Origin of the sequence: Microbacterium sp. MYb45, assembly GCF_002979655.1 — a bacterium.
In the GTDB taxonomy this organism is placed as follows: domain Bacteria; phylum Actinomycetota; class Actinomycetes; order Actinomycetales; family Microbacteriaceae; genus Microbacterium.
In genome coordinates this window covers 1-10,497 of the sequence record NZ_PCPG01000023.1, presented here as the reverse complement: position 1 = coordinate 10,497, position 10,497 = coordinate 1, and the positions used below count along the sequence as shown (strand labels likewise).

4 protein-coding genes are annotated in these 10,497 nt (G+C 65.9%); all 4 read right to left on the bottom strand.

The annotated features are described in order from the left end of the window. Positions 1-158 precede the first annotated feature (158 nt). Positions 159-4,034 carry a DNA-directed RNA polymerase subunit beta' gene (rpoC, locus tag CQ034_RS19345; RefSeq protein WP_029261838.1) on the bottom strand — a complete coding sequence of 1,292 codons (3,876 nt, stop codon included), beginning with the start codon at positions 4,032-4,034 and terminating at the stop codon, positions 159-161. A gap of 80 nt (positions 4,035-4,114) precedes the next feature. Further along, positions 4,115-7,618, bottom strand: coding sequence for a DNA-directed RNA polymerase subunit beta (locus CQ034_RS19340; protein WP_105712378.1), 3,504 nt, complete (start codon positions 7,616-7,618; stop codon positions 4,115-4,117). 232 nt (positions 7,619-7,850) lie between these two features. Further along, positions 7,851-9,557, bottom strand: coding sequence for an ABC transporter ATP-binding protein (locus CQ034_RS19335; RefSeq protein ID WP_105712377.1), 1,707 nt, complete (start codon positions 9,555-9,557; stop codon positions 7,851-7,853). Further along, entirely contained in the window at positions 9,554-10,450 is an 897-nt protein-coding gene (locus CQ034_RS19330; protein ID WP_258134289.1) for an ABC transporter permease, read from the bottom strand. The genes CQ034_RS19335 and CQ034_RS19330 overlap by 4 nt, the downstream gene beginning before the upstream one ends. Between the last annotated feature and the right edge of the window lie 47 nt (positions 10,451-10,497).

The following is a 10,497-nucleotide window of genomic DNA, read 5'->3' as shown; positions in this document are numbered from 1 at the left end:
GCCACCCCGCCACCGAGTGCACGGCCTCGTGTCGAGCGCACGGCTCGTCCACGCGAACTCGCCGTGCGCTCGGCAGCAAACCGTGCTCTCGGCGGATGGCAGCGCGCACGAAGAAGGCCCCGGGGCGAACCCCGGGGCCTTCCTCAATCACTCAGTACTCAGTTGTAAGTACCGGGGGTGATGTCGTCCGTCGAGAACGCGTCGAAGTCGACGTAGCCGAAGTCGCCGTCAGCGTACGCACCGTCGGATGCGAAGATCCGGTTCGGGTAGCGCTCGCTCTTGGCTTCCTCAGTGGCCTCGACCGTGACGTCGCGGTACTTCGAGAGACCGGTTCCGGCGGGGATGAGCTTACCGATGATGACGTTCTCCTTGAGACCGACCAGCGGGTCACGCTTGCCCTGCATCGCAGCCTCGGTGAGCACGCGGGTCGTCTCCTGGAAGGAGGCGGCCGACAGCCACGACTCGGTCGCGAGCGACGCCTTCGTGATACCCATCAGCTCCGGACGGCCGGACGCGGGGCGCTTGCCCTCTGCCACGGTCTCGCGGTTGATCGACTGGTAGCGCTTGAGGTCGACCATCTCACCCGGCAGCAGGTTCGTGTCGGCGTGATCGACGACCGTGACCTTGCGGAGCATCTGACGGACGATGACCTCGATGTGCTTGTCGTGGATCGGCACACCCTGCGAGCGGTACACGCCCTGGACGCCGCCGACGAGGTAACGCTGCACCTCGCGAGCACCCATGACGCGCATGATCTCCTTGGGGTCGAGCGTGCCCACCAGGATCGGCTGACCGACCGTGACGTGCTGCCCGTCCTCGACGAGAAGCGTCGCACGCTTCAGCACCGGGTAGATGACCGGCTCTTCACCGCTGTCGGGCGTGAGGATGACCTTCTTGCCCTTGTCGGTCTCATCGATCGCGATGCGGCCATCGGCCTCGGCGATCGGCGACGCGCCCTTGGGGGTACGCGCCTCGAAGAGCTCCTGCACGCGGGGAAGACCCTGCGTGATGTCGTCCGCCGATGCCGAACCACCCGTGTGGAAGGTACGCATCGTCAGCTGGGTACCGGGCTCACCGATCGACTGGGCCGCGATGATGCCGACGGCCTCGCCGATGTCGACGGTCTTACCCGTCGCGAGCGAACGGCCGTAGCACTGCGCGCAGACACCGACGGCGGAGTCGCAGGTCAGGACCGAGCGCACCTTGATGGTCTCGACGCCCAGAGCGACCAGCTTGTCGATCAGCACGTCACCCACGTCGTCACCGGCAGAGGCGAGGACCTCGCCCTTGCTGTCGACCACGTCGGAGGCCAGCGTACGAGCGAACACCGAGTTCTCGACGTTCGCGTCGCGCACCAGCTCGCCCTGCGAGTTCGGAGCGGCGATCGGGAGCTCGAGGCCCTTCGACGTGCCGCAGTCCTCTTCGCGGATGATGACGTCCTGCGAGACATCCACCAGACGACGGGTCAGGTAACCCGAGTCGGCGGTACGCAGAGCGGTGTCGGCCAGACCCTTACGGGTACCGTGCGTCGCGATGAAGTACTCCGCAACCGACAGACCCTCGCGGTACGAGGAGATGATCGGACGCGGGATGATCTCACCCTTGGGGTTGTTCACGAGACCACGCATACCGGCGATGTTCCGGATCTGCAGCCAGTTACCACGGGCGCCCGAAGACACCATGCGGTTGATGGTGTTGTCCTCCGGGAAGTTCGCCTTCATCGCGGCCTGGACCTCGTCGGTCGCCTCGGTCCAGATCTTGATGAGTTCCTGGCGACGCTCGGAGTCGGTCGTCAGACCCTTCTCGTACTGCGACTGGACCTTCGCGGCCTGCTTCTCGTAGCCGGCGACGATCTCCGCCTTGTTCGGCGGGGTGAGGATGTCGCTCAGGGCGACGGTCACACCGGAGCGCGTGGCCCAGTAGAAACCGGCGTCCTTGATGCGGTCCAGCGATGCAGCGGTCTCGACCTTGGGGTACTCCTCGGCCAGCTTGTTGACGATCTGCGACAGCTTGTTCTTGTCAGCCTGCTCGCGGACGAACGGGTAGCCCTTCGGCAGCGTGTCGTTGAAGATCGCCTGACCCAGCGAAGCGTCCACGAGACCGTGGCGCTCGTAGCCCTCGGGAGCTTCGCCCTCGAGGAAGGTCAGACCCGGGATGCGGATGCGGATCTTCGCCTGCAGGTCGAGGGTGCCCTCGTCCTTGGCCAGGATCGCCTCGCCCACCGAACCGAATGCACGGCCCTCACCGGCTGCGCCCTCCTTGACCGTGGTCAGGTGGTGCAGACCGATGATCATGTCCTGCGAAGGCAGGGTGACCGGGCGTCCGTCGGACGGCTTCAGGATGTTGTTCGACGCGAGCATCAGCACGCGGGCCTCGGCCTGAGCCTCGACCGACAGCGGCAGGTGCACAGCCATCTGGTCACCGTCGAAGTCGGCGTTGAACGCCGCGCAGACGAGCGGGTGCAGCTGGATGGCCTTGCCCTCGACGAGCTGCGGCTCGAACGCCTGGATGCCGAGGCGGTGCAGCGTGGGTGCACGGTTCAGCAGAACCGGACGCTCACGGATGATCTCCTCGAGCACGTCCCAGACCTCGGGACGGGTGCGCTCGACCGCGCGCTTGGCGGCCTTGATGTTCTGCGAGTGACCGAGGTCGATCAGACGCTTGATGACGAACGGCTTGAAGAGCTCCAAAGCCATCTGCTTGGGCAGACCACACTGGTGCAGCTTCAGCTGCGGGCCGACGATGATGACCGAACGGCCGGAGTAGTCGACGCGCTTGCCGAGCAGGTTCTGACGGAAGCGACCCTGCTTACCCTTCAGCATGTCGCTGAGGGACTTCAGGGCACGGTTTCCGGTACCGGTGACGGGACGACCACGGCGACCGTTGTCGAACAGTGCGTCGACGGCCTCCTGCAGCATGCGCTTCTCGTTGTTGACGATGATCTCGGGAGCACCGAGGTCGATCAGACGACGAAGACGGTTGTTGCGGTTGATGACGCGGCGGTACAGGTCGTTCAGGTCGGAGGTGGCGAAACGGCCACCGTCGAGCTGGACCATCGGGCGCAGCTCCGGCGGGATGACCGGGACGACGTCGAGGACCATCGCGGCCGGGCTCATACCGGTCTCGAGGAACGAGCTGACGACCTTGAGGCGCTTGATCGCACGGATCTTGCGCTGGCCCTTGCCCTCGGAGATCTGCAGACGCAGGTTCTCCGCCTCGGCGACCAGGTCGAACGCCGCGAGGCGACGCTGGATCGACTCGGCGCCCATGTAGGCCTCGAAGTACTGACCGAAGCGGTCCTGCAGCTCGTGGAAGACGTCGTCCTCCGGGCGCAGTGCGCCGACCTCGAGGGTGCGGAAGTCTTCCCACACGCGCTCGAGCTTGGCGATCTGCTCGTCGGCACCCTTGCGGATGAGGGACATCTCCTTCTCGGCGGCGTCCTTCACCTTCTTCTTGGCGTCGGCCTTGGCACCCTCTGCCTCGAGAGCAGCGAGCTCCTCCTCCAGCTTGGCCAGGCGCTCCGCGATCTTGGAGTCGCGGCGGTCACCGAGCGTCTTCAGCTCGAGGCGGATGTTGTTCTCCTGCGTGCCCAGGTCGCGGTGACGAGCATCCTCGTCGACCGAGATGACCATGTAGGCGGCGAAGTAGATGACCTTCTCGAGGTCCTTCGGCGCCATGTCGAGCAGGTAGCCGAGACGCGAGGGCACACCCTTGAAGTACCAGATGTGGGTGACGGGAGCGGCGAGCTCGATGTGACCCATGCGCTCGCGACGGACGGAGCTCTTGGTGACCTCCACGCCGCAGCGCTCGCAGACGATGCCCTTGAAGCGGACACGCTTGTACTTGCCGCAGGCGCACTCCCAGTCGCGGGACGGGCCGAAGATCTGTTCTCCGAAGAGACCATCCTTCTCCGGCTTCAGGGTGCGGTAGTTGATGGTTTCGGGCTTCTTGACCTCACCGTACGACCACGCGCGGATGTGGTCCGCGGTGGCCAGGCCGATGCGAAGCTCATCGAAAGTGTTTGACTCGAGCACTGATTCTCCTGTGTCGGAATTCTTTTTGAGAAGTCTGCTGGGGTGTGCTCGGGAGCGGGGCTCCCGAGCACACCAGCGGATTAGATCTCGTCGATCGAGGCGGCCTCGAAGCGGCTGGAGATGTTGATACCGAGTTCTTCTGCGGCGCGGAACGCCTCATCGTCGGTGTCGCGGAGGTTGACCAGCGTGCCGTCGGCCGAGAGGACCTCGACGTTCAGGCAGAGCGACTGCATCTCCTTCATGAGCACCTTGAAGGACTCGGGGATGCCGGGCTCCTGGATGTTCTCGCCCTTGACGATCGCCTCGTACACCTTGACGCGGCCGAGGATGTCGTCGGACTTGATCGTGAGGAGCTCCTGGAGCGCGTACGCGGCGCCGTAGGCCTCGAGGGCCCACACCTCCATCTCACCGAAGCGCTGTCCACCGAACTGCGCCTTACCACCGAGCGGCTGCTGGGTGATCATCGAGTACGGACCCGTGGAACGTGCGTGGATCTTGTCGTCGACCAGGTGGTGCAGCTTCAGGATGTACATGTAGCCGACCGAGATCGGAGCCGGGAACGGCTCACCAGAGCGGCCGTCGAACATCTGGGCCTTTCCGGTGGAGTCGATCAGACGGACACCGTCGCGGGTCGGGGTGGTCACGTCGAGGAGACCGGCGATCTCCTCTTCGCTCGCACCGTCGAACACCGGGGTGGCGACCTTCGTACCGGGAGCCGCCTCGAAGGCCTGCTCCGGCAGACGAGCCGCCCACTCCGGGGTGCCCTCGACCTTCCAGCCCTGCTTCGCGATCCACCCGAGGTGGGTCTCGAGGACCTGACCGAAGTTCATTCGACCCGGGATACCGAGCGGGTTCAGCACGATGTCGACCGGGGTGCCGTCCGCCATGAACGGCATGTCCTCGATCGGGAGGATCTTCGCGATGACACCCTTGTTGCCGTGACGGCCGGCGAGCTTGTCGCCCTCGGTGATCTTGCGCTTCTGGGCGATGTAGACCACGACGCGGCGGTTCACGCCGGAGCCGAGCTCGTCGTCGCCGTCTTCGGCGTTGAACTCCTTGACGGCGATGATCGTGCCCTGCTCACCGTGGGGCACCTTCAGCGAGGTGTCACGGACTTCGCGGCTCTTCTCGTTGAAGATCGCGCGGAGCAGACGCTCCTCGGCCGACAGCTCGGTCTCACCCTTCGGCGTGACCTTGCCGACGAGGATGTCGCCGGGACGGACCTCGGCGCCGATGCGGATGATGCCGCGCTCGTCGAGGTCCTTCAGCAGCTCCGGGCTGACGTTGGGGAGGTCACGGGTGATCTCCTCCTTGCCGAGCTTGGTGTCGCGAGCATCGACCTCGTACTCCTCGATGTGGATCGACGAGAGGGTGTCGTCCTTCACCAGGTCCTGGCTCAGGATGATCGCGTCCTCGAAGTTGTAGCCCTCCCACGTCATGAACGCGACGAGGAGATTCTTTCCGAGGGCCAGCTCGCCGTTCTCGGTGGCGGGGCCATCGGCGATGACCTCTCCGACCTCGACGCGCTCACCGGCGTTGACGACGACCTTCTGGTTGTACGACGTGCCCTGGTTGGAGCGGTCGAACTTGCGCAGGTGGTACTCCTGCGTTCCGCCCTCATCGAGCATGACGACGACGCGGTCTGCGGAGACCTCGGACACGACACCGGCCTTGTCGGCGGTGAGCACGTCACCGGCGTCGATGGCCGTGTAGCCCTCCATACCGGTTCCGACGAGCGGCGAGTCGCTGCGGAGCAGCGGCACAGCCTGACGCTGCATGTTGGCACCCATGAGGGCGCGCTGTGCGTCGTCGTGCTCGAGGAAGGGGACGAGCGAGGTCGCGACCGAGACCATCTGGCGCGGGGAGACGTCGATGTAGCCGATCTCCTCGGGGACGAACAGGTCGACCTCGCCGCTGCCGCCCTTGGGGCGTGCCAGGACGTGGCTCTCGCGGAAGCGACCCTTGGCATCGAGCGGGGCGTTGGCCTGCGCGATGTTGAAGTCGACCTCTTCGGACGCGGTGAGGTAGTCGATCTGGTCGGTGACGACGCCACCCTCGACCTTGCGGTACGGGGTCTCGATGAAACCGAACGAGTTGATGCGCGCGAACGTCGCGAGAGCACCGATCAGACCGATGTTCGGGCCTTCAGGCGTCTCGATGGGGCACATGCGGCCGTAGTGCGACGGGTGGACGTCACGGACCTCGACGCCGGCGCGGTCACGCGAGAGACCACCGGGGCCGAGCGCGGAGAGACGACGCTTGTTCGTCAGACCCGCGAGCGGGTTGTTCTGGTCCATGAACTGCGACAGCTGCGACGTTCCGAAGAACTCCTTGATCGCGGCGACGACGGGGCGCACGTTGATCAGGGTCTGCGGCGTGATGGCCTCGATGTCCTGCGTGGTCATGCGCTCGCGGACGACGCGCTCCATGCGGGACAGACCGGTGCGGACCTGGTTCTGGATCAGCTCTCCGACCGCGCGGATGCGACGGTTGCCGAAGTTGTCGATGTCGTCGGTCGCGAGACGGATCTCGGCCTTCTTGCCACCGCGGATGCCCGTGAAGGTCTCCTCGGTGCCTGCGTGCAGGCGGACGAGGTATTTGATCGTGGCCACGATGTCCTCGACGGTGAGCACCGACGAGTTCAGCGGCTGGTCCAGGCCCAGCTTGTGGTTGATCTTGTAGCGACCGACCTTGGCCAGGTCGTAGCGCTTCGGGTTGAAGTAGAAGTTGTCGAGGAGCGCACGGGCTGCCTCGGCGGCCACCTGCTCGCCCGGACGGAGCTTGCGGTAGATGTCGCGGAGCGCATCTTCCTTCGTGACGATCGTGTCCTTCGCGAGCGTCTCCTCGATCGAGGTGTAGCCGGCGAACTCGGCGAGGATCTCCTCGCTGGTCATGCCCAGCGCCTTGAGGAAGACCGTGACCGACTGCTTGCGCTTGCGGTCGACGCGCACGCCGACCTGGTCGCGCTTGTCGATCTCGAACTCGAGCCATGCACCACGGCTCGGGATGACGCGAGCCGACACGATGTCCTTGTCACTCGTCTTGTCGGGGGTCTTGTCGAAGTAGACACCCGGCGAGCGCACGAGCTGCGAGACGACGACGCGCTCGGAGCCGTTGATGATGAACGTGCCCTTGTCGGTCTGGAGCGGGAAGTCGCCCATGAAGACCGTTTGGGTCTTGATCTCACCCGTGAGGTGGTTCATGAACTCGGCCTCGACGTACAGCGGAGCGGCGTAGGTCTTGCCACGCTCCTTGCACTCCTCGATCGAGTACTTCTCCGGCTCGAGGTACGGGTTCGTGAACGACAGCTGCATCGTCTCGCCGAGGTCCTCGATCGGAGAGATCTCCTCGAAGATCTCGCCGAGACCGCTGTTCTCGTTGACGTCGGTGCGACCCTGCTTCTTGGCCTCGGCGACGCGCGCCTTCCAGGCGTCGTTTCCGACCAGCCAACCGAAGGACTCGGTCTGCAGGGCAAGAAGGTCTGGGACAGTCAGCGTGTCGGAGATCTTGGCGAACGAAAGACGGGAAGCTCCGCGTCCGTTCTTGGTGGTGGTGGATGTGGATGCGTTGCGAGCAGCAGCCAAGGGAATAACCTCCGTGAGCCCCGCAGGGCTTCTCGATTCCTTTGTCGTCAGGTGGAGTGTGCGCCCGGGAACTCAACAGATGCCGACCACCATATGAGGGCAGGGAGAAGCGAGCGCAACTACCAACTATACGCACGATTGTGCGACATGGCAAGCGGAGTCCTTGACCAATCTCGGATGCTGCGGTATGAGCATCCGATCACCGGGTCGGCGCACGGCCGACCCGGTGATGTCAGGACGCGATGTTCAGCTCGTTGCCCGGGATCGACGCCAGCAGACGCCGCGTGTACGGGTCGCGCGGGTTCGTGAAGATCTCCTCAGAGGTCGCCGCCTCGACGAGCTTCCCGTCCTTCATCACGCACACGTAATCGCTGATGAGGCGCACCACCGCGAGGTCGTGCGAGATGAAGAGGTAGCTCAGCCCGTACTCGCTCTGCAGGTCGCCGAGCAGCGTCAGGATCTGGTCCTGCACCAGCACGTCCAGCGCCGACACCGGCTCGTCGCACACGATCAGATCCGGAGACAGCGCGAGCGCCCGGGCGATCGCGACACGTTGCCGCTGGCCGCCGGACAGCTCTGACGGATACCGGCGCAGCATCGACTGCGGCAGCGCCACGTCGTCGAGCAGCTGCCGGACGCGCTTTCGCCGGTCGGCGTTGCTCCCCCTCTTGTAGAAGTCGAGCGGCTCGGCGATCAGACGTTCGATCGTGAACATCGGGTTCAGGCTCGAGTACGGATCCTGGAAGATCGGCTGCACCTGCTGCCGGAACTCCTTGATCTCCGCTCGGCTCAGCGACGCGATGTCCTTGCCCTCGTAGCGGATCAGCCCGCTCGTGGGTTCGATCACCTTGAGCAGCATCCGCGCGGTCGTGGTCTTGCCCGACCCGGACTCCCCCACGATCGCCACGGTCTCCCCGCGCGGGATCACCAGCGACACGTCGTCGACGGCCACGAAGTCCTCTCCGCGCCCGCGCACCGGGTACACCTTGGTGAGGTTCTCGATCTCGACGATGTTGTCGACCGGTGCCGCCGCGCGGGAGGCGTCTGCTCCGTCCACCCGTTCCTTTACTTGGAACGCCTGAGGTTGCAGCCGGGCGACGGCGACCGATGGTGCCGCCTGCACGAGCGACTTCGTGTACTGATGCTGCGGATCCTCGAGGATCTGTCGCGCGTCGCCCTGCTCGACGACCTTGCCCCGGTGCATCACGATCACCCGCTCGGCCCGCTCGGCGGCGAGGCCCAGGTCGTGGGTGATGAGCAGCACCGCCGTTCCCAGCTCACGGGTCATCGCGCCGATCTGGTCGAGGATCGTCTGCTGCACCGTGACGTCGAGCGCACTGGTCGGCTCGTCGGCGATCAGCAGCCGTGGCTTGCACGCCAGACCGATCGCGATCAGGGCGCGCTGACGCATGCCGCCGGAGAACTCGTGCGGATACTGCTTGGCGCGCCGCTCCGGATCGGGGAGGCCGGCGGCGGTCAACGCCTCGACCACCTTCGCCTGCACGTTCTGCCGCGTGGCGAGCCCGTGCGCGAGCAGTGTCTCCGCCACCTGCGTGCCGATCTTCGCGACCGGGTTCAGGTTCGACATCGGGTCCTGCGGCACGAGGCCGATGTCGCGACCGCGGATCATGCGCAGCTCGTGCTCCGGCGCGTGGGAGATCTCCTTCCCGTCGAGCCGGATGCTGCCCGACGCGATCTTCCCTCCCCCGGCGAGCAGCCCGATGATGGCCATGGCCGTCGTCGACTTGCCCGAACCGGACTCACCCACGATCGCGACGGTCTCGCCGGGTCGGATCTCGAGGTCGACACCCTCGACGGCGTGCACGACGCCGTCCATGGTGGCGAAGTCCACGGCGAGCCCCTGGACGGACAGCAGCGGCTCGGTGGACATCTGATTCTCCTTCGCGGCGCGCATCGCGCCTTCGTCGCGGGCGTTCATCGTGCCCTCGTCCGTGGGTCCATCGCCTCACGCAGCGCTTCGCCCAGCAGGGTGAAGCCGAGCGCGGTGACGGCGATGCAGATACCCGGGAGGAACGCGAGCCACGGGGCGATCGCGAGCTCGGCCTGCGCGTAGGTGAGCATGCGCCCCCACTCGGCGGTCGCGGGGCCGCCGCCGCCGAGACCGAGGAACGACAGCGCGGCCGCATCGATCACGGCCGTCGCGAGCGTCAACGTGCCCTGGACGATCACGGGGCCGATGGCGTTCGGCAGCACGTGCGACATCGTGATGCTGCCGCGGCCGAGACCGAGTGTCTGCGCCGAGAGCACGTAGTCGCTCGACCGCTGCTGCAGCATCGACGCACGGAGCAGCCGAGCGAAGATGGGCACCTGGGAAGCACCGATCGCGATCATCACCGCGAACGGCGTCTGCCCGAGGATCGCGGCGATCGACACCGCCAGCAGCAGGTTCGGCACCGAGAGGATGATGTCGACGACGCGCATGATGAGGGTGTCGACCCACCCGCCGAACGTGCCGGCGAGGAGGCCGAGGATCATGCCGCCCACGAGTCCCATCGCGGTGGAGATGACGCCGATCATCAGGGAGGCCTGCGCACCCCAGATGAGCTTGGACAGCACGTCGCCGCCGAAACGATCGAGGCCCAGCGGGAATCCCGGCACCTCGCCCGGACCCGGGATGTAGGTCGGCGTGATGTACTTCGCGCCGGGAAGCGCCGTCTCCGGGTACGGGGCGAGCCACGGAGCGAGAGCGGCGACCAGGAGGAACAGCACCACGATGACCGCGCCGATCCATGCGGTCGGGTTGCGGCGGAGCCGACGGAACACATCCCGCCAGAAACCGCCGGAGCCCTTCTTGAGGTCGGCCTGGGCGATCGCGACGGTGTCGATGCTGCCGCCGCTCTCGGCCGACGGGCCCTGGG